Consider the following 22,214-nt stretch of genomic DNA (forward strand, 5'->3'; position numbering starts at 1 on the left):
AAAATCAGCGCATCAACTGTTGATCGCTGCCTGTTCGTTCTCCAGAAACTCTTCTTCCAGCAGTGCGTCGTTCGCCTTGCTGAATGGCACGATGGCGGCGCGGGGCTTGCCTCGCAGTTTGCCAAACAGGTGCTCCAGCGCGTGTTCCAGTTTTTCGGCTGCACCGTCGATCGCCTGTTCCAGCGAATCGGCTTTATGGGTGACGGAAATCGGTTGATGGCCTTTTGGCCGCGCTTCCAGTTGGCAGCGCAAGTCATGGGGACCTGGTTTGTCGCCGTTCTCGTCGCTCAGGTGGACTTCGACACGGGTCAGGTCTTCTTCATAACGGTCGAGCGTGCTCTCAATAGTTGTACGTACCCACTCCTCCAGTCGCTTACTGCTTTGAATATGGTTATCGCTGTTGACTTGGATTTGCATAGTTCATCCCTTATTTCAGCTAGCTCGCCAGAGGCCTTGAATTGAATTTCCTGACCTCCTGGTTACAACAATCGGCCCGACCGGCGAACATTTCAACCCCTGAAAAAAGATAAATATTCATTCGCAAAAAAAGCCGGACAACCGAGCAAGTCACTGGTAAGGTCGGGAGTTGGGTCGCCTGGCAACCCTGCAAAATCTGCTCACAATTGCCCGTCATTCAGCGGGTGCAAACTGCGGAAAATCCCCGCCTCCTCCACCAGCCAGTCATGCACGGCGCGCACGCCCGGATGGCTCAAGGCCCCCGGCGCATACAGCAGCACGTAGCGTTTGTGGTTGGGCACCGACAGGCCGAACGGCACGATCAACGTCCCGCGCTCCAGCTCATCGTTGAGCAACGTGCGCCGTGCAATCGCCACGCCCATACCGGCGATCGCCGCTTCGATGGTCAGGTGATTGCGATTGAACGTGTGCCCACGCCGTACGTCGGCGCCCTCAAAACCAATCGCGTTCAGATAGAACTCCCACTCCGCGTATTCATAACTGCCGCGCCAGGCGGTGATGTCGTGCAACAACGGGAAATGCACCAGATCCGCCGGCCCATGCAGCGGCGGGCGCCCGCGCAGCAAACTCGGCGCGCACACCGGGAAAATCTGCTCGTCGAGCAAGGTTGTGGATAACAGTCCCGGATAACTGCCGTCGTTCAGGTCAATCGCCAGATCGAAATCGCCCTCGTGCAACGGCACGCTGCTGTCCTCGGCCACCAGCCGTAACTGGATGTCCGGATAGCGCTGTTGCAGGCGCGGCAAACGCGGGGTCAGCCATTTGCTGAGGAACGACGGAATCGAACGCACCCGCAGAATCCCGCTGATCATCCCCGCATCCAGACGACGCAATTCAGCATCGATGCTGCCGTAGGCCTCATTGACGGTGATGGCCAGCCGCTGGCCTTCCGCACTTAACTCGACCCCTCGCGCCCGGCGATGGAAAAGGCGAAAACCAAGACGCTCTTCCAACTGACGAATCTGCTGGCTGACCGCCCCCGGAGTGATGTGCAGCTCTTCCGCGCAACGGGTGAACGACAGGTGCCGCGCGGCACAGGAAAACACCTGCAGCCAGACATAGGTCTGGGCGTGCAATTGACGACTCATCGTTTAGTCCTGCTAAAGGCTTTCTTAGGAAGTTTCGTTGGTCACGTAGGACCGAGGTGGGCAGTATCGCCGACATTGCGCTTGTCCTACAAAAAATGGCAGCGATTCCTACTCCATTGCTTGTAAGGGTTTAGCATGGCTATCAGTGTTTTCGATCTATTCAAAGTCGGCATCGGTCCGTCCAGTTCCCACACCGTCGGCCCGATGCGCGCCGCCGCGACCTTCGCCCAGGCGCTGATCGAGCAGCACTTGCTCAACGATGTGCGTCGGGTGGAAATCCGTTTGTACGGCTCGCTGTCGGCCACCGGCGTCGGCCACGCCACCGACCGCGCCACGGTCATGGGCCTGATGGGCGAATGGCCGGACAGCATCGATCCGGCGACCATCGACCCACGCATCCAGCAACTGCGCGAAAGCGGCCTGTTGCTTCTGGCCGGCCAGAGAGAAATTTCCTTCAACTGGCAGCACGATCTCCTGCTGCTGGACGAAAGCCTGCCCTACCACCCCAACGCCATGTCGCTGACAGCCTTTGGCGAAAGCGTCGAGCTGTTTACGCAAACGTACTACTCGATTGGCGGCGGTTTCATCATCGAAGCGGCGCAAGCCGAGTCCGGTGTGGCGCCGGCCGGCGACGTGGTGCTGCCGTACGATTTTTCCAGCGCCGCCGAACTGCTCAGCCTGTGCAAGCAGCACAACTTGCGCGTGTCGGAGCTGATGATGGCCAACGAACGGGCCTGGCGCAGTGACGCTGAAATCCGTAACGGTCTGCTGCACATCTGGTCGGTGATGCGCGAGTGTGTCGAACAGGGCCTGCGCCACGAAGGCATCCTGCCCGGTGGGCTGAACGTGCCGCGCCGCGCGGCGAAATTGCACCGCAGCCTGCTGGAAATCGGCAAGCCGAACGTGATCAGTTCGACGCTGTCGGCGATGGAGTGGGTCAACCTGTTCGCCCTCGCCGTCAACGAAGAGAACGCTGCTGGCGGGCGCATGGTCACCGCGCCGACCAATGGCGCGGCCGGGATCATTCCGGCCGTTCTGCACTACTACATGAAATTCAATCCGGACGCGTCTGACGATGACGTGGTCGCTTTCTTCATGGGCGCCGCCGCCGTCGGCATTCTGTGCAAGAAAAATGCCTCGATCTCCGGCGCTGAAGTCGGCTGCCAGGGCGAGGTCGGTTCGGCCTGCGCGATGGCCGCGGCGGGCCTCGCTGAAGTGCTGGGTGCGACTCCGGAACAACTGGAAAACGCCGCCGAAATCGGCCTGGAACACAACCTCGGCCTGACCTGCGACCCGGTCGGCGGCCTGGTGCAGGTGCCGTGCATCGAGCGCAATGCCATCGCCGCGGTGAAAGCGATCAATGCCACACAAATGGCCCTGCGCGGCGACGGCAAACACTTCATTTCCCTCGACCGGGTGATCCGCACCATGCGCGACACCGGCGCCGACATGCACGACAAATACAAAGAGACTTCACGGGGCGGCCTGGCCGTGAGCTGGGTGGAGTGCTGACGCGCATTCCCTGACCGCCCCGGCAGGCCGCAGACAACGGCCTGCCAACCGTGAGCCCGAGCAAAAATAATAACGAGGCAAAAACGATGACCGATGTACGTACACCTGCTGCCGAAAATCCCGCTGTAGATCGCACACGCAACACCGAAACCGCTCACAAGGGCTGGAGCAAATCCGACACCACCTGGATGCTCGGTCTGTACGGCACCGCGATTGGTGCCGGCACATTGTTCTTGCCGATCAATGCCGGCGTTGGCGGTTTCTGGCCGTTGCTGATTCTGGCGCTGCTGGCCTTCCCGATGACCTTCTTCGCTCACCGAGGCCTGACCCGCTTCGTGCTGTCCGGGCGTTCCGGCGACATCACCGAAGTCGTCGAAGAACACTTCGGTATCGGCGCCGGCAAGCTGATTACCCTGCTGTATTTCTTTGCGATTTTTCCGATCCTGCTGGTGTACAGCGTGGCGCTGACCAACACCCTGAGCAGTTTTCTCGAACACCAGTTGCACATCGCCCCGCCACCACGGGCAATCCTGTCGCTGGTGCTGATCCTCGGCCTGATGGCGATCGTGCGCTGCGGCCAGAACGTGATCGTCAAAGCCATGAGCGTGCTGGTTTACCCGTTCGTCGCCGCGCTGCTGTTACTCGGCCTCAGTCTGATTCCAAACTGGAACGGCGCGTTCTTCGCCAGCGCTCAAGAGGCAATGCCGCTGTCGACGTTCCTCAAGACCCTGTGGCTGGCGATCCCGGTGATGGTATTCTCGTTCAACCACTCGCCGATCATCTCCGCCTTCGCGGTCGATCAGAAACAGCGTTACGGCGCGGAGGCCGAACGCAAGAGCAGCGGCATCCTCGCCATGGCCCACGGCATGATGGTGGTGACGGTGATGTTCTTCTGCTTCAGTTGCGTGCTGGCGCTGTCGCCGGCGGATCTTGCAGCAGCGAAGGCGCAGAACATATCGATCCTGTCGTACCTGGCCAACCACTTCCAGACCCCGGTCATCGCCTACGCCGCGCCGCTGATTGCGCTGGTGGCGATCACCAAATCCTTCCTCGGCCACTACATCGGCGCCAGCGAAGGCTTTCAGGGCATGATCGTCAAGAGCCTGCGCGGCCGTGGCAAGGTGATGTCGGCGAGCTGGCTGAACCGTGCGACCGCGCTGTTCATGATCCTCAGCTGCTGGGCCGTGGCCACCTTCAACCCGAGCATTCTGGGCATGATCGAAACCCTCGGCGGGCCGGTGATTGCCTGCCTGTTGTTCCTGATGCCGATGTACGCCATCCGCCGAGTGCCAGCCTTGCGCCAGTACTCGGGACAGGCCTCCAACGTGTTCGTGGTGCTGATCGGCCTGATTGCACTGTCGGCGATCATCTACTCGGTTCTGCCCTGAAACGGGCCACAAATGACAAAGGCGAGCCATGGGCTCGCCTTTTTTACGCCGTATCCATTGTCCAACAATTTTCCCGGCACAGCCCTTGCAATTCCTATGTAGGAGCTGCCGCAGGCTGCGATCTTTTGATCTTCATGACCGAAGTCAAAACAGCGCAGATCAAAAGATCGCAGCCTTCGGCAGCTCCTACAAAACGCAACAACACAGGCCACGGAATCGCCGATGATCAGGTATTGCGAACCAACCCGATCACGGCCGGTCAACAACTGCACGTTCAATCAGGCGGTGACGCATCATGGACAACCCTTTTCAGATCATTACCGATGCCTTCGCGCCGGACTATCAGATCAACCTGAGCATTCAGGGACTGGACGGCAGCATCATGCTGACCCTGTCCAACAGCGGCCGGATCGTGGCCAAACGGATGATCAGCGCCGAACAGCGCAACGACCCGGTACGGCTTAAGCGGCTGGTGCAAAGCATTCAATTCGGCATTGCCATCGAACAGGGCCACAGTGCCATGGCGATCCTCGAAGCGATGACCAGCGGCGACGGGCTGCCCCCGCCACCGCAGCAGAACAACGGCCAGCCTCGGCCGTCGATGGGACTTTAAAGCTCGCCCTTCTCGATCTCGGGGTGTTCACCGGAACCGGCGCCGAGTTTGCGTTGCGGTTTTTCGATCTTCACCGACGGGAATTGCGACGAGGCGTAGCGCACCACCAGAATCGAGAACGCCAGCAGCAGAATGCCGCCGCACAGGTAGATGATGCCCATGTCCGGCGGGTTGTGGTGCGAGACGTTGGAGATCAGCAGGCGAGTCAGCGCAGTGATCGCCACGTAGATCAGGAAGCGCACTGGCATGTGGTTGGTCTTGAAGTAAATCCCGACCATTGCGCCCAGTTCCAGATAGATGAACAGCAACAGAATGTCATCGATCTTGATGTGGCCTTCTTCGAGCATGCCGAGAAATTCCATCACCGCCGCCCACGCGGTCACCGCACCGATGGCGAACAGCGCCAGGTAGTGGAAGGTCTCGACAAACAGGTTGCCCAGGGACTCGGCCAGTTGATGCACGTTTTGCCGCAATTTCTCGGCCCAGTTGATTTTCACGATGATGTTCCTTAGCCCGATGCGAGCGGATGATGCCGGTTGGACGTGACGGTTTTCCGTATGCGCTGTGCGCCATGCAGAAACGAGGCCACGCATCATGGCGAGACGGCATGAAACCTGCGCCGTGGCGTTTGGTCGCACCGTTGAACAGACACCGTCGACAGGAATGATTGTGACGATCCAACTAAAGTTTCTTGATAAGTTCGTTACGCTGAAAAGGCATTAGCTTATAAATGAAATATTATTGACCGGGTCATTCTGTGAACTCGCGCACACTCCCCCGGTAATTCACCAGTTAGTTATCGAATAAATGACTCGTGTAATTATTTCCAGAGCAGGCCCATCAGCGAAGCTTTAACGGCCGCGGCGATTTTGTTTTGGCAACCGAGTTTCTTCAGGCAATGGTTTATATGGAAGTTTACGGTCCTTTTGCTGATGCCGAGGATCACCGAAACATCGTCCGATGACTTTCCGTCAGCGGTCCATTGCAGAATTTCCTTTTCCCTTTGCGACAGTTCTATCGGTACCGGGATTACCGAATCGGCGCCGCGCATTTGCAGGCGCGTCAGGCCCAGATGGGTGATCTGGGCCAGCCATGAAAGCTCTGCCTGCTTGGTTTCGAGTTCCAGTGCAGTGATCGCTTCGCTGCCCCGGGCAAACGTCACCAGCCCTTGAGTTTCGCTGTTCAGCAGCGTCTGCCCCCAACCTTCGCAGATTCCATGAGCATGCGCTTCCTGCCAGAATTCGGGCGCCTGAGCCTTGAGTTCAGAGTCCCACAGCACCGGTTTCACGCTGCGCATTGCGCGCATCACGTAAGGGTCGATGTCCAGGTAACGATTGGCGGAATAGGCAGCTTGCCAGGCCGGCGAATAGTTATTGGCGAGAAACAGGCAAGGTTTGGTGATGGGGAAAAGCCTGCGTGAACCATAGGCCACATAATCAAACTCCAACTGCCTGGCAACGGTCTTGATATTGTCGAACAACAACTCGACATCCGTTGCAGACATGGCGTTTTCCAACAGTTCAGCCTGCCAATATGACATAGAGATTCCTTTCCCACAGTTATTGCTGTCGGCCTCTTGCCAACATGCCTAGCATATTTCCAAATGTTTCCGCTAGCTGTCAAGGGTGACAGGTAGTCTGCGAGCGCAGTGTGCACTTTAATCGCCACCCAACCAATCACTAAACGGAATCTGTGATGGATTACTTGTCAGGACGTTATGACCAGTTGACGACAGTAAAGCGTCAACGCTTGGCTCAATATCGCTATCAGGTCTTTGTCGAACGCCTCGGCTGGCAATTATCAACACCGGACGATTTCGAGTTTGATCAGTTCGACCACAGCGGCACCCATTACATCGTCGCGCAAGAAGAAGACGGCAATATCAAAGGTTGCGCACGCCTGTTGCCGACCACGCAGCCGTATTTGCTGAGTGAGGTGTTCACCGCGTTGCTCGGTGACCAGCCTGCACCGTGCGGTGATGACATCTGGGAGCTGTCGCGCTTCACCTCACTGGACCTCGATGCCGAGGGCGGCAAAAACGAACAAGTGATGTCCGACGAAAATACCGTCGGCCTGTTCATGGCCACGCTCGAGTACGCCCGAACCTGCGGCGTTTCACATCTGGTGTCGGTGTCCCCGATTGCCATCGGCCGCCTGCTCAAACGCGGCGGCATTGACTACAAATGGCTGGCGCCGCCACAGGTCCTGGACAACCGAACCCTCGGCGCCTGCTACATCACGGTGCAGTAAAACTGCCCGACACGCGATAACAAAAAACACATCAACTGAAGCTGCCGACACGCGTCGAGCAGCACCTTTCGGTGTGGGTCGATTTCACGCCATGGATAGCAACTGCCTTACAACCAACGTTCAACACAGAGGGATGATCATGATCGACATGCACAGGAAAGTTGCCAAAGACATCGTCCACAAGGGCCACGACGACGATGTGCTGATTTACGACGCTCACCACTTGCTGCCGGCCTGGTTGCCTGCCGCCATCGTGCAACGGGCGAACCTTGATCCGATGGATCTGGAGGTTATCAATCAGGCCTATCGGCTGGACAGCGAGCGTCTGGTGCTGCGTTCACTGCCAACCATCATCGACCTGCAGGCGCTCGAAGAGGCGGGCCTGTCGGACTGTCTGTCGGAGCTGCTGACGAATTACGAAAAGACCACCGACCACCTGATCCTCAGCGGCGTCTGGGTGCTGGAAAGCACGGAAGCCAAACTGGCTCGACTGCCCGGTTGCGACAACGGCCTGAGCCTCGATCAGCGTCGGCAGGTGCATGATGTCCTGAAAAACCTGGACGGCTGCCCGCAGCAGGGTCTGCTGTATTTCACCCTGTTCAACGACACCGCCAATTACTTTTTCTACCGCAAGCACCACGAGCACGTGCCTGGCTTGATGCTGATCGAAGCGGCACGCCAAGCGATGTATGCACAGTTCTACGAGCACAGCGGTTACGCCCGCGGCGAGGTGTCGATTTCCATCGTTGATCTGATGTCGAGTTTTCCCCGTTACACCGAGTCTTCGTTTCAGGTGGATGTGCTGGTTGGCGACTACAAAAGCATGGCCCAGCCACGGGCACGCAAGGTCGACAAGCGTGCGCGCTTCTTCCAGCGCGGCGAACTGGTGGCCGACATTCGCCTGCATGGCGAAGTGATCAAGATGCCGGTGTTCAAGCGCATGCGGAATATCAACATCGACCCGGCCTGCTGGTTCCGCCCGCTCAAGGGCATACGCCATGAAGTGCTGGTGCGCCTGGATTCCGGTCGTCACCTCTCCGCCCGTCTGGAGCTGTTGTCGATGGCCGGGCTGCAAGTGCAATGCGACAGCCCGCTCGACGCCTCCGAGCGCGGCCACGTTTACCTGTACCTGGAAAACGAAGGGATGCTCAGTCTGCCGCTGCAATCGCTGCACGCCAGCGACGCGACAAAGGCCGGCACGCTCAAACTGCACCTGGCAGAGCTGGATTCGCCGTTGCGCTTCAAGTGGCGCGAAGTGCTCAAACAGTTCGCTTACTTCTCCCACGAAGAAACCGCCCCGGCCCCGGCGCCCGCTCTCGGACAACCGGTGTGGATGACCTTCGATCAGACCACCGCAATGCCCGAACACAGGAAGGAAGCATGATGACGCGCTATCCCCACGTGCTGGAGCCGCTGCGGCTGGCCGGCGGGCTGGAGTTGCGCAATCGGCTGTTCTTCGCGTCGATGGGCGTGGACCTGGCTGATCACAGCGGGTGCGTGACGCCCGCCATGATCGAGTTTTATCAGGGCATCATGGAGGGCGGCTGCTCCATGGCGTTTCTGTGCAACGCCACGGTCTCGCCGCAGTCGCGTCTACAGAGCACCGGGCTCGGCCTGTTCGAAGCGCATCAGGGCGAATCGCTCAGGGCGATGTTCGCCATGGCCGAGCAGGTCAACACGCCGGTGGGTGTGCAACTGCAGCATTACGGTGGTCAAGGCACCACCACGCACACCGGCGTTGCCGTGTTGACCCCGAGCGGCGTGCCCTGCCCGCGCGTGTCCAAACTTGATCCGGATTATCGCGTGCGGATCATGGACGAAACCGACATCGCCCTGGTGATCGAGCAGTTCGCCCACTCCGCCTGGCTGGCCTGGACCAACGGCGCACGCCTGGTGCAGTTACAGGCGTCCAACGGCTACCTGCTGAGCAGCTTTCTTTCACCGCACACCAACAAGCGCACCGACCGCTATGGCGGCAGCGAAGAGAACCGCGCGCGGCTGTTGCTTGACGTGGTCAGGGCCATTCGCGAGCGTACCCAGGGCCAATTGATCGTCACCATTCGTCTGGGCATCGACGACCGCCTTGGCGCGGAAGGGCTGCAATATCCGGACATCAAGGAAACCGTTCAAGCGCTCTGTCAGGCCGGCGTTGCCGCGCTGGAATGTTCGATGTGCATGGGCGCGACCTTCGGCCAGTTGATCGTGCATTCCGAGACCATGGACGCCTACCTGCAAGCCGGCGTGCGGGCGATCAAGTCCGTGGCGACAGTGCCGGTGGGTTACGCCGGTTTCATTGACGGTCTGGACAAGGCCGAGCAGTTGCTGGCCGACGGCGTATGCGATTGGGTGGGCATGTCGCGGGCGCTGTTTGCCGACAACGACCTGATCAACAAAACCCTGCAGGGCCGCTCCGCCGACATCCACAAATGCCGATGGGACAGCCAGTGTTTCAGTGACAAAAGCAATCCGCGACTGGATCGGGTGTATTGCTGCGTAAACCCGAAATATTTACGCCCCGCGTTGGCATAAGGAGATGCGACATATGTACGATTTTCTGGGAAAAGTATGCCTGGTCACCGGCGGCACCAGCGGCATTGGCGAGACCGTCAGCGAACGCCTGATCAAAGCCGGCGCCGATGTGATCGTGTTCGGCCGGGACGAGGAAAAAGGTGCGGCGCTGGCCGATCGGCTGGGTGAACACTGCCGCTTCATCGCCTGCGATGTCGGTGATCCGGCGCAGGTCGAGCAGGCGTTCGCGACCATTCGTTCGCTCTACGGCCGCCTCGATTGCGCGTTCAACAATGCCGGCGTGACCGCCAAGTACGGAGCGCTCGCGCAATCGTGCCCGGATGACTGGATGAAGGTGATGAACATCAACGTCAACGGCACTTACCACTGCATGCGTCATGAACTGCAACTGATGCTCGACCGCGGCACCGGGGCCATCGTCAATACCTCGTCCTGCGCCGGCGTGGTACCGATTGGCGGCCAGGTGGCCTATGTCGCCAGCAAGCAGGCGATCAATGGCATGACCCAGGTGGCGTCGATCGAAAATGCGCGGCTGGAAGACGGTGGCTGCATTCGCGTCAATGCGGTCGCCCCCGGGCCGATCCTAGGCGGCATGAATAGCGAGGCACGCCTGAAAGCCGCACCGGAAAACACCCAGCGCAAAATCAACGTGACGTCGATGAAACGCTTCGGCACGGCGGACGAAGTGGCCAACGCGGTGCTCTGGCTGCTCAGCGATCAGTCTGCTTACGTCACGGGTGTGATCATGCCCATCGATGGGGGTTACGCCAGCGGCAAGTTCTGAAATCAAATAAACCAACGACCCGCCGTGTGCGGGTCGTTTCGTTTGAGGGGCGTAAATCAGGAAAATCGCCGAATCCGGTCTACATTGAAAAGCCACTACCCAAAGCGCAGGGATTCGCTTATCCTTTCGCTGTATATAAATACAGTAGTCGCTAAGACAACTAAATGTGAAGGCATGTGAGGTGGTGAATGGCCGTCGAAGTGGTATACCGCAGCAGCCGAGATCTGGAGCGCTTGTTCATGGATAAAGCCGAAGCTGACCGTCATGACAAAATGCTCGAACTGGCCGAGATGCTGTCCGAAGTGTTGCAAAAAGCCGTGCCGTCGCTGAACGAGCAACAGGTTGAAGAAGTCGGGATCTACATGGCGAAGAACCGCGATGTGTTCGCCAAGGCGTTCAAGAGCCAGCCTGATGCGCTGTCGGAGCTGATCAATGCACCGGCAGACGTCGTTGAAATAGCCGAAACGGCCGAGCCGGAAGAGGCTCCCGTGAAGCCGGTCAAAGCGGCGAAAGCTGCCAAATAACAACGTTTGAATCGAAAAGATCGCAGCCTGCGGCAGCTCCTACAGGGAATACGCATTCCATATGGAGGAGCTGGCGCAGGCTGCGATCTTTTGCTTTTCAGCGATACAAGACTTTCTCCGCCAACTCATCCGCCACCCGCGCCGGCGAGCGTTTCTCGGCCTGCGCATGGGCAAACACTTCGGTCAGTCGCGAGGAAATCTTCGACAGATGCGCAGTGATCGTCCCCAGCTCTTCACCGCGATGCTTGAGCGAAACATAAATCAACCCGCCCGCGTTGATCACGTAATCCGGCGCATACAGAATCCCCCGACGCTCCAGTTGATCAGCCACGTCCAGATGCGTCAGTTGATTGTTCGCCGAACCCGCCACCGCCGAGCAACGCAGTTGCGTCACTGTGTGGCTGTTGAGTACCCCGCCGAGGCCGCACGGTGCAAGGATGTCGCACGGTGTGCTGAGCAACGCATCGTTGGCGATCGGATGCGCGTTGAGTTGCTCCATCGCCAGTTGCACCTTGCCGTGATCAATGTCGCTGACCAGCAATTCGGCGCCCGCCGCATGCAGTTGTTCCGCCAGTGCATAACCCACATTCCCCAGCCCCTGAATCGCTATGCGCAATCCTTCGAGATTGTCGCTGCCCAGCCTCGCCATGGCGGTGGCGCGAATTCCGGTGAACACCCCCATCGCCGCGTGCGGTGCCGGGTCACCGGCCGAGGTGGTGCTGGTGACATGCAGGGTCTGCTGGGCGATGCAATCCATGTCCGCCACCGACGTGCCGCTGTCGATGGCGGTGATGTAGCGACCGTCGAGCTGCTCGATGCAGCGCCCGAAAGCCTCGAACAACGCACCGCGGTTTTCCACATGCGCCGGGCGTACGATCACTGCCACCCCGCCGCCCTGGGCCAGTCCGGCCAGCGCCGCTTTGTAGCTCATGCCCTGCGCGAGGCGAATGGCGTCCTCGACTGCGGATTCGTCGTTGGGATAGGCAAGATAACGGCAACCGCCCAGGGCAGGCCCGAGGCGACTGTTATGAATGGCAATGACCGCCTTCAACCCGGTGACCGGGTCAACGCTGAGGTGCAGCGATTCCAGGCGAGTGCTTTGCATGAGAGCAAACATCGGCAGGCTCCCGAATCACTTCTGGTAGTCGCCAGTATAGGCTTGCGCCCAAAAATTGCTGAAGCGCACCGGAATAAGCGTCGGCGCCAACGGCGACTTTGCGGCATAACCCGGCCGGTACTGGACGAATGGCACGGACGGGGCTAAAACGAGGCATGCCCCGGAGATTTCGATGAGTCCGCGCCAACGTTTTTTCGAGTGTCTGCACCGTTCACCGCCCGCACTGTTCGAAGCGGCGCTGTGGATGGCTGCCGAGCACGAAAAAGGCCTCGATGTCGAAGCGCTGCAACAGGACTTCAAGGAGCTGCAACAGCGCGTCAGCTACGGCTTGCCGATGCTGCCAGTCAGCGAACTGGCGCAACCGTTGCTGCGGCGGTTGAATGATCTGGGCTTCTCTCAGGACGATTTTCTGCCGCTACGCCCACAGGTCGCGTTGTTGCACAAAGTGTTGCAGACCCGTCGCGGCCAGCCGCTGACCCTGTCCCTGATTGCTCTGGAACTGGCCCGTGGTCTGGAGATTCCGCTGGTCGGGGTGAACTTCCCCGGGCATTTCCTGCTGCGGGTGCCCGGTGCAGATCACCTGCTGGATCCCTGCGGTGGTCGGCGGCTGTATCCCAATGATTGTCGCGAGTTGTTGCAGCGTCAGTACGGCGCGCACATGAAACTCAATGCCGAGCATCTATTGGTCGCCACCCCGGTCCAAATGCTGCAGCGCCTGTCACGCAACCTGCGCCAGTTGCATCTGGCGCACGAGGATTACATCGCTGCGTTGATCGATGCCGAACGCGTGCTGGAACTGGGCGGTGCCAGCGCTGCCGATTATCTGGCCCGCGCCAGCCTGTATCAGCGCCTCGACTGCCCTAACGCCGAACGCTTCGATCTGGAACATGCGTTGCTGCTCAGCGACGATCCGATCCAGCGCCTGCGCCTGACCGAACGGCTCGGGCACCTGCCTCCGAATTCCGTGGTCCACTAATCCCTGTGTGGGAGCGAGCCTGCTCGCGAAGCAGGCGCCTCGGTTTATCCTTTAGACCGCGTTATCGTTCTTCGCGAGCAAGCTCGCCCCTACATTGGATTGCGGGATATCTGAGGGCGAACGCACCTGGATGATCAGCAGTGCCGCAATAACCGCCGGAATCGCGCAGAAGAAAAATATCTGCGCCACCGGAATGTGCATCGCCAGCAGCAGGCTGCCAAACAGCGGCCCGAGGATCGAACCGAAGCGCCCTACGCCCAGCGCCCAGCCAGTGCCCGTGGCGCGCACCTGCGCCGGATAGAAGTTACTGGCGAAGGCGTTCAACGTCAGTTGCCCACCAATGATGCAAAACCCGGCAGCAAACACGTAGGCCACCAGATAGCGCGGATTGTCGTGATTCAGGCCCAGCAGAACCGTGCACACAGCCGCCCCAGCCAACACCGCGCAGAGCAGCCGCACCTTGCGCTTGAGCCGGTCGGCGAACCACGCCATGCACACCGCGCCCAAGGTGCCGGCGAACAGGAACATCGAGGTCACCAGATTAGCTTCATTGAGTTGCAGACCGCTTTCCAGCAACAGCGTCGGCAGCCAGCTGATCATGAAATACAACAGAATCAGGCTGACAAAAAACGTCGCCCAGATCAGCAGGGTCGGTCGTGCATATCCGTTGCGGAACAGCTCGACCACGGTCAGTTTGCTGCCCTGCTCGCGCTCGTTCTGCTCGACCGAGGCAGCCGGTGGCTGCCAGTCCGGCAGCATTCGCGCGGTGACTTGGCGCAAGCGCGCATAAGGCGGTGCGTCACGCAGCAGACGCGGCAGCGATTCCGGGAGCATCCACCACAGGAACGGGAACAACAGCAACGGCGTGACACCACCGGCGAGGAACACCGCTTGCCAGCCAAAGCGATCAATGAAGCCCGCCGCAACGAAACCACCCGCCGCACCGCCAAACGAAAACCCACAAGCGGCCAGCGTGACCATCAAGGTGCGCAAGCGCGGCGGCGAATACTCCGACATCAGGGCCATGGCACTGGGCATCGCTCCGCCCATGCCGATGCCGCAGATAAAGCGCGCGATCATCAGGGTATTCAGGGAATCGGCGAACACCATCAGCACCGTGAGGGTGGCGTAGATCAGCACGCACGCCAGCAGAATCCGCCGCACGCCGAAGCGATCAGCCAGCGGCGTCACCGCGAGCGAACCAAGGGTCAGGCCCAACAGGTTGGCACTGAAAACCGGCCCGAAGGCGGCTTTCTCCAGGCCCCAGTCCTGCGCCAGGGCCGGCACCACGTAACCGAGCACCTGGGCGTCGTAGCCGTCGGTGACCAGCAACAAGGCGAGCAGGATCAAGAGCAACCACTGATAGCGGGACACAGGACGGGCGTCGAGTGCCGCCCGGAAGCTGGCAATCTGGTTGTGCATCGCAAGGTACCTGTTTTGTTTTTATGATTTTTAGGGGCAACACGGACCCCATGTGGAGCGAGCCTGCACGCGAAAGCGGTGTGCCAGCTAAAAGAATGTCCGCTGATACAACCTCTTCGCGAGCAGGCTCGCGCCCACAGGGTATTACGGTGTATCGGGCTGGTTGGCCGGATGCGCCTTGATGAACGCCGGATGCTCGGCCGCCAATGCGGCTACGCGACAAATCCGTGGATAGGCCTGCAGCGAAACACCGAAGCGCTCCGCCGCGTACAACTGTGGAATCAGATAAACGTCAGCCACACACGGCCACTCGCCGAAACAGAAACCGCTGTCGCCGATCAACTGCTCGACGGTCGCCAGCCCCTGACTGATCCAGTGCGCAATCCACTCCACCACCTGCGGCTCTTCGTGGCCCAGCTGGCGCAGACGATTGAGCACGCTGACGTTGTGCAGCGGATGCACGTCGCAGCCAATCACCGCCGCGACGCCACGCACATGGGCGCGGGCGGCGAGGTCTTCCGGCAGCAGCGGCTGCTGTGGATAACGCTCTTCCAGGTACTCGATGATCGCCGGCGACTGAATCAGCAACTCGCCGTCATCAGTACGCAAAGCCGGCACCCGGCCCTGCGGATTGATCGCCAGATACGCCGCCTGCCGATGCTCGCCCCCGGACGGCGCAATCAGATTGACCGGTAGCGCGTTGTAGTCGAGCCCCTTCAGCGCCAGAGCGATACGCACCCGGTACGACGAGGTGGAACGGTAATAGGTGTAGAGATCCATGAGCCGCTCCTGTCAGCGCGCCGCCAGCACTGTGCCGCGGCATTCGCCGAAGCCGATCGAGGCAAAACCCTCTCGGGCGCAACGCGCGCGCAGGATGATTTCGTCGCCGTCTTCGAGGAATTTGCGCACTTCGCCGGACGCCAGTTCGATCGGCTTTTTACCGCCCTCGGTGATTTCCAGCAGGCTGCCGAACTGACCGTTTTCCGGACCGGACAAAGTGCCCGAACCGAACAGGTCGCCGGCCTGCAACTGGCAGCCGTTGACGCTGTGATGCGCGACCATTTGTGCGACGGTCCAGTACATGTAGCGCGTGTTGCTCAGGGTCAGGCGATGGGCCGGCAGATTCTGCTCGCGCATGGCTTCGGTGAGCAGCAGCACTTCCAGTTCGATGTCAAAGGCACCGACCTCCTGATCGCGCTTGTCGAACAGGTAAGGCAGCGGCTGCGGATCACCTTCAGGGCGCGCAGGTTGTGCCATACGGAACGGCTCCAGCGCTTCGGCCGTCACCACCCATGGTGAGACGCTGGTGATAAAACTCTTGGACAGGAACGGGCCCAGTGGCTGGTATTCCCAGGCCTGGATATCGCGGGCCGACCAGTCGTTGAGCAGGCAGAAACCGGCGATGTGCTCGGCGGCGTCACCGATGGCGATCGGCTCGCCCATGTCGTTGCCCTGACCGATCCAGATGCCCAGCTCCAGCTCGTAGTCCAGACGGGCGCAAGGGCCGAAGGTCGGCTCGCTGGCACCGGCCGGCAGGGTCTGGCCTTTCGGGCGGCGCACGTCGGTACCGGAGGCGCGCACAGTGGAGGCGCGACCGTGATAACCGATCGGCACATGCTTGTAGTTCGGCAACAACGGGTTGTCCGGGCGGAACAGTTTGCCGACGTTTTGCGCGTGTTCGATGCCGACGTAGAAGTCGGTGTAATCGCTGATGCGGGCCGGCAGGTGCATTTGGCAATCGGCAGCCAAGGGCAGCAGTTTTGCGCCTTGGGCTTCGATGGCGCCGCGATGGCTGCTGCCCTCGCTGAACAGTTCCAGCAAGCGCGTACGCAAGGCGACACGGGCTTCGCGACCGAGGTCGAAGAAGGCGTTCAACAGGCCGCCGTGCATGGCCTCGACCGCACTGCGTGCGGCGCCGTCAAACAGACCGGCTTCAAGCGCCACTTGCAGATCGAAAATGTGCTCGCCAATCGCCACGCCCGCACGCGGCGCCGAGCCGTTGATGCTGAATACGCCCAGCGGCAGGTTCTGCAACGGGAAATCCGCGTGGCCGTTGGCCGAAGCAACCCAGCTGCGGGTGATGGAAGTCTGAGTCATGGGTTATCTCCGGGTCGGGTCGAACGTAGCGGGCAGCGTGGCCCAGCAGGCGTCGTAATTGGATTGCAGTTGCGGGCAGTCGAGGGCGAAACGGCTTGGACGCAGCACCTGACTGGTCTCGAACATGAAGGCCATGGTGTTGTCGATCTTCGTCGGCTTGAGCTCGGCGTTGATTGCTTTGCTGCAGGTTTCGCCGTCCGGGCCGTGGGCGCTCATGCAGCTGTGCAGGGATGCACCGCCGGGCACAAAGCCTTCAGCCTTGGCGTCGTATTCGCCGTGGATCAGGCCCATGAATTCGTTCATCAGGTTGCGATGGAACCACGGTGGACGGAAGGTGTTCTCGGCGACCATCCAGCGTGGCGGGAAGATCACGAAGTCGAGGTTGGCCATGCCATGCACGCTGGTCGGCGAGGTCAGCACAGTGAAAATCGACGGATCAGGATGATCGAAACTCACGGTGCCAATGGTGTTGAAACGGCGCAGATCGTATTTGTACGGCACGTTGTTGCCGTGCCAGGCGACCACGTTCAGCGGCGAATGATCGAGTTGGGTGCCCCACAACTGGCCGAGGAATTTCTGCACCAGCGTCGTCGGCTGCTGCAGGTTTTCGTAGGCAGCGACCGGCGCGAGGAAGTCCCGTGGATTGGCCAGACCGTTGCTGCCGATCGGCCCCAGATCCGGCAGGCGCAGCGGCGCGCCGTGGTTCTCGGCAACGTAACCGCGCGCCTGCGGATCAAGCAGTTCGACGCGGAATTTCAGACCGCGTGGCAACACGGCGATTTCCAGCGGCGCGACTTCGAGTACACCGAGTTCGGTGGCAATGCGCAGTCGTCCGAGTTGCGGCACCAGCAGCAGCTCGCCGTCGGCGTTGTAGAACACCCGCTCCATCGAGCGGTTGGCGCAATAGTTATAGATGCTAATGCCGGCAGGCTTCTCCGCCGCCGAGTTGGCGACCATGCCAACCAGGCCGTCGATGAAGTCGGTTGGCTCGGCGGGCATCTGCAGGGGATTCCAGCGCAGACGATTCGGGGTTACGTCACCCAGCGGGCCGCCGGCCAGTTGCCGCTCCAGTTTGACGAACGCCGGGTGATTGGCCGACGGTTGAATCCGGTACAGCCACGTACGCCGGGCTTCACTGCGGGTCATGGTGAACGCCGTGCCGGAGAGCAATTCGGTGTAGAGGCCGTAGGGCGCTTTTTGCGGGGAGTTCTGGCCGATGGGCAAGGCGCCGGGCAACGCTTCACTGCTGAATTCGTTGCCGAAACCGGACTGGTACGCCAGCGCCGACGCGTTTGAATCGAGGTTCATGGAGCCTCCTGAACAGGGAGTCGGCAGTGGCCCATCGCTCTGGCTCAGAGGTTTGCGCACGCCGGGGTTGTTATTATCGTAATTCGATTACGCATAACGTAATTTGCTCGCTATCCAGCGTCAAGCTATAAAGACGCCCATTCGTTTTCGGATCCCGGCCGCACCATGGAAAAAACCAGCGACAGCAACGGCAAACAGAAAGTCCGCTCCGCCGAGGTCGGCACCGACATCCTCAAGGCGTTGGCCGAGTTATCGCCCTCCACCTCACTGTCGCGTCTGGCCGAACATGTGCAGATGCCCGCGAGCAAGGTGCACCGTTATCTTCAGGCTCTGATCGCCAGTGGTTTCGCCGAGCAGAACGCCGCCACCAACCACTACGGCCTCGGCCGTGAAGCGTTGCGCGTGGGCCTGGCAGCCCTGAACAGTATGGACGTGCTGAAAGTCGCCGCCCTGCCGCTCTCCGAGTTGCGCGATGAACTGAATGAAACCTGCTTTCTGGCGGTGTGGGGCAATCAGGGCGCGACCGTGGTGCACATCGAGCCGGCGGTGCGCGCGGTGACGGTGGTCACGCAATTGGGTTCGGTATTGCCGCTGCTCAGTTCATCCACTGGCTTGGTATTCAGCGCCTACCTGCCGCATCGCGAAACCGATGAACTGCGCGTACTGGAAACCGCCATCGCCGACCATCCGCTGGCCGATGAAACAAACTACGCCAGCCTGTGTGAACAGATCCGCGAACGCGGCTTGCATCATGTGCACGGTTTGTTGATGCCGGGCGTGGATGCGTTGTCGGCGCCAGTGTTCAACGCCGTCGGGCAGATCGCAGCGGTACTGACGATTGTCGGCCCGACTTCATTGTTCCACGCGGATGAAAACGGCCCGGCCGCCCGGCGATTGCTGGCGGCGGCACGCGCCGTCAGTTGGCGCATGGGCTATCAGGCCGACGACCTGCGCCCTTGAAACAACAGCCACAATCCCTTCAGTGACCCAATAGCGTAGCCGGACACGACTGTTGCATGCCCCGTAACAGTGCATGTCCGGAATCGCTCTGTTTCCTTCGATCTCAAGTGCTTATTCTGAGCGGGCTTTCACGGCACACGCCGCAAAGCAACCAGCCTTGGCTGCCGAGCAACTCGCGCCAGCGCTGACCGATTTCAGATGAATCGATGCTTCGATTGATCGCCCCGGTGTTCACTGACGTTGATTTGTAGCTCCTTGATCCAACGTCTTACCTTGGCCGCTGCGTTTGCAGCGGCCTTTTTTATGGGCGAGATTCATGCCGGTGGGACAGGTCGCTTGATGGTCATGGCAGATGTCAAAGCGAATACTTCTGCAGATTCGCCATCATTTCCTTCAGCGCTTCAATGTTGTCCTTGGGATGCGCCGCCCCTTCGAAATCGCAGATCTGCTGCCAATGCGCCGCGACGTCTTGCGGGGAGAAACCGCTGCGTGGATCGAATCCGGCGCCGAGGCTGCGCTCCCAGCGCACTTTGCCCATCCAGCCACCACCGACTTCAAACAGACCGGACGTTTCCTGGCACTGCTCACTGGCCAGGTACACCACCAGCGGGCTGACCAGTTCCGGTTTCAGCTGTTCGAACACTTGCGGCGGGATCAGCCCCTCAGTCATGCGCGTACCGCCAGTGGGCGCGATGGCGTTGACCAGAATGTTGTTCTTGCGCCCTTCGATGGCCAGGGTACGGGTCAATCCGTAGAGGCCGAGTTTGGCCATGCCGTAGTTGGACTGACCGAAGTTGCCGTAGATGCCCGAAGTGGATGCCGTGAAGATCACCCGGCCGTAGTTTTGCTCGCGCAGGTGCGGCCAGGCGGCGCGGGTGACTTTGTAGGCGCCTTCGACGTGAACGCGATAGACCAGATCCCAGTCGGCGTCGTCCATTTTGTGAAAGGTCTTGTCGCGCAGGATCCCGGCGTTGTTCACCACCACGTCGACACGGCCAAAGGCGTCAAGGGCGTTCTGCACCAGTTTGTCGCCGTCGGTGACCGAGTCGTGGTTGGCCTCGGCAATGCCGCCGGCTTCGCGAATTTCCGCCACCACACGGTCGGCGGCGGAGGCATTGGCGCCCTCGCCCTGGGTCGAGCCGCCGAGGTCGTTGACCAGCACTCTGGCGCCGTGCCGGGCGAACAGCAAAGCATGCGCCCGGCCCAGGCCACCACCGGCTCCGGTGACGATTACGACTTTATCTTCGAAACGTACGGACTCATTCATCGCAGGAACTCCAGCAGGCCAGTATTGAGTCCGAGTGTCAGGCACAGGGCTTTGGGTCACAACAAATACGGCTGAGGCTGAATGGTGCGCGATAACGGTGGGGGATGATGAGGGCGTCAAAAGATCAAAAGATCGCAGCCTGCGGCAGCTCCTGCATTAATTTGTGCAGGAGCTGCCGCAGGCTGCGATCTTTTGATCTCTCAGGAGCACGCGACCTTGCGCGGCGGCAACTCCAGGCGGTCACGAAACGCCAGATAATGTTTGAGCACCTGCACCGGCGCCTCGATCTGCGGATAGTGGCCGATGCCCGGCAACAACACCGTGTCGGCGCCGGCAATCAACTGGCGGTAACGCTCGACCATGTGCGCACCCGAGACCGGATCGACTTCGCCGTCGATCACCCGCAACGGGATGTCATCATGCTGCATGGCCGCTACCCAGCGGTCGCGTTGCGCCCGGCGCTCGGGGATGTAGCCAATCAGTTTGTGCAGGATGCGCGGACCGCGGTGGGTCTCGATCAGGCTCCAGAAATCATCCAGTTCGCTTTCGCTGGGGCCGGTCTGCGGGCCGAAAATCTGCCGAAAGCTTTTCACCAATGCATCACGGCTGAAGGCCCGGCCAATCATCCAGCCCAAAGGGCTGAGCAGCAACTTTTGCATCAGCACCGGGCGATGGGTTTCCGGGAACAGCCCGCCGTTGAGGAACACGCAACTGGCGACGGCGAGCCGGTTTTCGTAATGCCGCGCGAGCAATTCCTGGGCGACGCTGTCGCCGTAATCGTGAGCCAGAATATGCAGAGGTTGCTCGACCTGCAGATGGGCCAGCAGCGCCTGTTGCAAATCAGCCTGTTCCAGCAAGCTGTAGCTGTGATGCAACGGTTTGGCCGAATCACCGAAACCGAGCATGTCACAGGCGATCACCCGATAGCGCTGGGCCAGCGGCTGCCACAGGTAATGCCAGTCCCAACTGGCCGTCGGAAAGCCATGGATCAGCAACAGCGGCTCACCCTGCCCCGCCGTCCAGTAACGGATCGACTGGCCGCGAAAGACAAATGTCCGGCTGCGTTTGCGCCAGACACACAGAGGAATCTCGGCAAGAGGCATCAGAGTTTATATCCGGGGTCTTGTTTATCGAGTTTGCGCAGCAACGCCGGCCAGGCCAGTGCGCCGCCCATGCCTTGAGCACTCTTGGTGACGCCGGCGATCATCGCCTTGGCGCCCGCGAGGATCTGCGGTTCGATGGCGATCAGCTCAGCACCACCGGTCTGCGCCATGACCTGAATGTCGCAGGCGCGCTGGAAGGTGAACATCATCAGAAAGGTGTCGGCGATGGTGCCGCCACAGGTCAACAGACCGTGGTTGTGCAGCATCAGGAAATTGTTCTCGCCCAGGTCGGCCTGCAAGCGCGCTTTCTCTTCGTGATTCAGCGCCACGCCTTCGTAGCCGTGATAGGCCAGGCTCGACAACACGAACAGCGACTGCTGGCTGATCGGCAACACGCCCTGCTTCTGCGCTGAAACGGCCACGCCGGACGCAGTGTGCGTGTGCAGTACACACACCACGTCGTGCCGCACTTCGTGCACGGCGCTGTGGATGGTGTAACCGGCGGGATTGATTTCGTAGGGACTGTCCATCAGCTTGTTGCCGGCCTGGTCGACTTTGACCAGGCTGGACGCGGTAATCTCATGAAACATCAACCCGAACGGATTGATCAGGAAGTCTTCGGTGCCCGGGACCTTGGCGGAAATGTGGGTGAAGATCAGGTCGTCCCAGCCATGCAGGGCGACCAGTCGATAACAGGCGGCGAGATCGACCCGGGTCTGCCACTCCGCAGCACTGACCTGGTCTTTGACATTAACGGGCGACTGGACGGGGGCTACGCTCACTGTATGCACCTCTGCGT

The 22,214-nt window shown here is 60.3% G+C and carries 21 protein-coding genes and 1 pseudogene; 10 read left to right on the forward strand and 12 right to left on the reverse strand.

Annotated features, from left to right (window positions below):
• Nucleotides 1–12 precede the first annotated feature (12 nt).
• Both KVQ82_RS25280 and KVQ82_RS25285 read right to left on the reverse strand, forming a co-directional pair.
• Nucleotides 13–417 (reverse strand): HPF/RaiA family ribosome-associated protein, encoded by a 405-nt coding sequence (locus KVQ82_RS25280; protein ID WP_007968091.1) that lies wholly within the window; start codon nucleotides 415–417, stop codon nucleotides 13–15.
• A gap of 200 nt (nucleotides 418–617) precedes the next feature.
• The gene (locus KVQ82_RS25285; RefSeq protein ID WP_123587209.1) at nucleotides 618–1,565 is read right to left on the reverse strand and encodes a LysR substrate-binding domain-containing protein; all 948 of its coding nucleotides are present in this window, start codon (nucleotides 1,563–1,565) and stop codon (nucleotides 618–620) included.
• 135 nt (nucleotides 1,566–1,700) lie between these two features.
• On the opposite strand from KVQ82_RS25285, the gene KVQ82_RS25290 reads away from it, so the two are divergent.
• The 3 genes from KVQ82_RS25290 to KVQ82_RS25300 all read left to right on the forward strand — a co-directional run bounded on the left by KVQ82_RS25290 (nucleotide 1,701) and on the right by KVQ82_RS25300 (nucleotide 5,078).
• Nucleotides 1,701–3,077, forward strand: a complete 1,377-nt coding sequence (locus KVQ82_RS25290) for an L-serine ammonia-lyase (RefSeq protein WP_222016476.1) — start codon at nucleotides 1,701–1,703, stop codon at nucleotides 3,075–3,077.
• Between the two features lie 86 nt (nucleotides 3,078–3,163).
• Entirely contained in the window at nucleotides 3,164–4,465 is a 1,302-nt protein-coding gene (locus KVQ82_RS25295; RefSeq protein WP_222016478.1) for an HAAAP family serine/threonine permease, read from the forward strand.
• A 295-nt stretch (nucleotides 4,466–4,760) separates the two neighbouring features.
• Nucleotides 4,761–5,078, forward strand: a complete 318-nt coding sequence (locus tag KVQ82_RS25300; protein ID WP_108181719.1) for a DUF3509 domain-containing protein — start codon at nucleotides 4,761–4,763, stop codon at nucleotides 5,076–5,078.
• Here the strand turns inward: KVQ82_RS25300 and KVQ82_RS25305 are convergent.
• Together KVQ82_RS25305 and KVQ82_RS25310 are read right to left on the reverse strand one after the other, a co-directional pair.
• Nucleotides 5,075–5,575, reverse strand: a complete 501-nt coding sequence (locus KVQ82_RS25305) for a phosphate-starvation-inducible protein PsiE (RefSeq protein ID WP_003221775.1) — start codon at nucleotides 5,573–5,575, stop codon at nucleotides 5,075–5,077. The two genes, KVQ82_RS25300 and KVQ82_RS25305, sit on opposite strands and share 4 nt — an antisense overlap.
• 323 nt (nucleotides 5,576–5,898) lie before the next feature.
• Nucleotides 5,899–6,618 (reverse strand): autoinducer binding domain-containing protein, encoded by a 720-nt coding sequence (locus KVQ82_RS25310; RefSeq protein ID WP_041073972.1) that lies wholly within the window; start codon nucleotides 6,616–6,618, stop codon nucleotides 5,899–5,901.
• Between the two features lie 155 nt (nucleotides 6,619–6,773).
• On the opposite strand from KVQ82_RS25310, the gene KVQ82_RS25315 reads away from it, so the two are divergent.
• The 5 genes and pseudogenes from KVQ82_RS25315 to KVQ82_RS25335 form a co-directional block, all read left to right on the forward strand.
• On the forward strand, nucleotides 6,774–7,328 hold the full coding sequence (locus tag KVQ82_RS25315) for an acyl-homoserine-lactone synthase (protein ID WP_041073971.1): 555 nt from the start codon (nucleotides 6,774–6,776) through the stop codon (nucleotides 7,326–7,328).
• 139 nt (nucleotides 7,329–7,467) lie between these two features.
• Entirely contained in the window at nucleotides 7,468–8,712 is a 1,245-nt protein-coding gene (locus tag KVQ82_RS25320) for an AfsA-related hotdog domain-containing protein (protein WP_222016481.1), read from the forward strand.
• On the forward strand, nucleotides 8,709–9,857 hold the full coding sequence (locus tag KVQ82_RS25325; protein WP_222016484.1) for an NADH:flavin oxidoreductase: 1,149 nt from the start codon (nucleotides 8,709–8,711) through the stop codon (nucleotides 9,855–9,857). The genes KVQ82_RS25320 and KVQ82_RS25325 overlap by 4 nt, the downstream gene beginning before the upstream one ends.
• A gap of 13 nt (nucleotides 9,858–9,870) precedes the next feature.
• On the forward strand, nucleotides 9,871–10,641 hold the full coding sequence (locus KVQ82_RS25330; RefSeq protein WP_222016487.1) for an SDR family NAD(P)-dependent oxidoreductase: 771 nt from the start codon (nucleotides 9,871–9,873) through the stop codon (nucleotides 10,639–10,641).
• A 188-nt stretch (nucleotides 10,642–10,829) separates the two neighbouring features.
• A pseudogene (locus tag KVQ82_RS25335) lies at nucleotides 10,830–11,069 on the forward strand (YebG family protein); the annotation flags it as partial.
• A 193-nt stretch (nucleotides 11,070–11,262) separates the two neighbouring features.
• Here the strand turns inward: KVQ82_RS25335 and KVQ82_RS25340 are convergent.
• Nucleotides 11,263–12,282, reverse strand: a complete 1,020-nt coding sequence (locus KVQ82_RS25340; RefSeq protein ID WP_095667469.1) for a Glu/Leu/Phe/Val dehydrogenase dimerization domain-containing protein — start codon at nucleotides 12,280–12,282, stop codon at nucleotides 11,263–11,265.
• Nucleotides 12,283–12,454: 172 nt separating this feature from the next.
• Between KVQ82_RS25340 and KVQ82_RS25345 the strand changes: the two genes are divergently transcribed.
• Complete coding sequence (locus tag KVQ82_RS25345) at nucleotides 12,455–13,258, forward strand: SirB1 family protein (protein WP_222016492.1); 804 nt, start codon at nucleotides 12,455–12,457, stop codon at nucleotides 13,256–13,258.
• 51 nt (nucleotides 13,259–13,309) lie between these two features.
• On the opposite strand, the gene KVQ82_RS25350 is transcribed toward KVQ82_RS25345, so the two are convergent.
• From KVQ82_RS25350 to hmgA, 4 genes are all read right to left on the reverse strand, one after another.
• Nucleotides 13,310–14,680: an aromatic acid/H+ symport family MFS transporter gene (locus KVQ82_RS25350; protein WP_222016495.1), complete on the reverse strand. Its 1,371-nt coding sequence runs from the start codon at nucleotides 14,678–14,680 to the stop codon at nucleotides 13,310–13,312.
• A gap of 144 nt (nucleotides 14,681–14,824) precedes the next feature.
• Complete coding sequence (gene maiA / locus KVQ82_RS25355) at nucleotides 14,825–15,460, reverse strand: maleylacetoacetate isomerase (protein ID WP_041073963.1); 636 nt, start codon at nucleotides 15,458–15,460, stop codon at nucleotides 14,825–14,827.
• Nucleotides 15,461–15,472: 12 nt separating this feature from the next.
• Complete coding sequence (gene fahA, locus KVQ82_RS25360) at nucleotides 15,473–16,777, reverse strand: fumarylacetoacetase (RefSeq protein WP_222016497.1); 1,305 nt, start codon at nucleotides 16,775–16,777, stop codon at nucleotides 15,473–15,475.
• A 3-nt stretch (nucleotides 16,778–16,780) separates the two neighbouring features.
• Nucleotides 16,781–18,085 (reverse strand): homogentisate 1,2-dioxygenase, encoded by a 1,305-nt coding sequence (gene hmgA, locus KVQ82_RS25365; RefSeq protein ID WP_222016499.1) that lies wholly within the window; start codon nucleotides 18,083–18,085, stop codon nucleotides 16,781–16,783.
• 165 nt (nucleotides 18,086–18,250) lie between these two features.
• Here hmgA and KVQ82_RS25370 point away from each other — a divergent pair, with 165 nt between their 5' ends.
• The gene (locus KVQ82_RS25370) at nucleotides 18,251–19,045 is read left to right on the forward strand and encodes an IclR family transcriptional regulator (protein ID WP_222016501.1); all 795 of its coding nucleotides are present in this window, start codon (nucleotides 18,251–18,253) and stop codon (nucleotides 19,043–19,045) included.
• Nucleotides 19,046–19,400: 355 nt separating this feature from the next.
• Here the strand turns inward: KVQ82_RS25370 and KVQ82_RS25375 are convergent, their stop codons facing one another.
• From KVQ82_RS25375 to KVQ82_RS25385, 3 genes are all read right to left on the reverse strand, one after another.
• On the reverse strand, nucleotides 19,401–20,312 hold the full coding sequence (locus KVQ82_RS25375) for an SDR family oxidoreductase (protein WP_086793807.1): 912 nt from the start codon (nucleotides 20,310–20,312) through the stop codon (nucleotides 19,401–19,403).
• Between the two features lie 200 nt (nucleotides 20,313–20,512).
• Entirely contained in the window at nucleotides 20,513–21,415 is a 903-nt protein-coding gene (locus KVQ82_RS25380) for an alpha/beta fold hydrolase (protein WP_222016503.1), read from the reverse strand.
• Nucleotides 21,415–22,197 carry a class II aldolase/adducin family protein gene (locus KVQ82_RS25385; protein WP_222016505.1) on the reverse strand — a complete coding sequence of 261 codons (783 nt, stop codon included), beginning with the start codon at nucleotides 22,195–22,197 and terminating at the stop codon, nucleotides 21,415–21,417. The genes KVQ82_RS25380 and KVQ82_RS25385 overlap by 1 nt, the downstream gene beginning before the upstream one ends.
• Nucleotides 22,198–22,214: the final 17 nt, after the last annotated feature.

It is taken from the genome of Pseudomonas sp. AO-1 (assembly GCF_019775695.1).
Classification (GTDB): domain Bacteria; phylum Pseudomonadota; class Gammaproteobacteria; order Pseudomonadales; family Pseudomonadaceae; genus Aquipseudomonas; species Aquipseudomonas parakoreensis.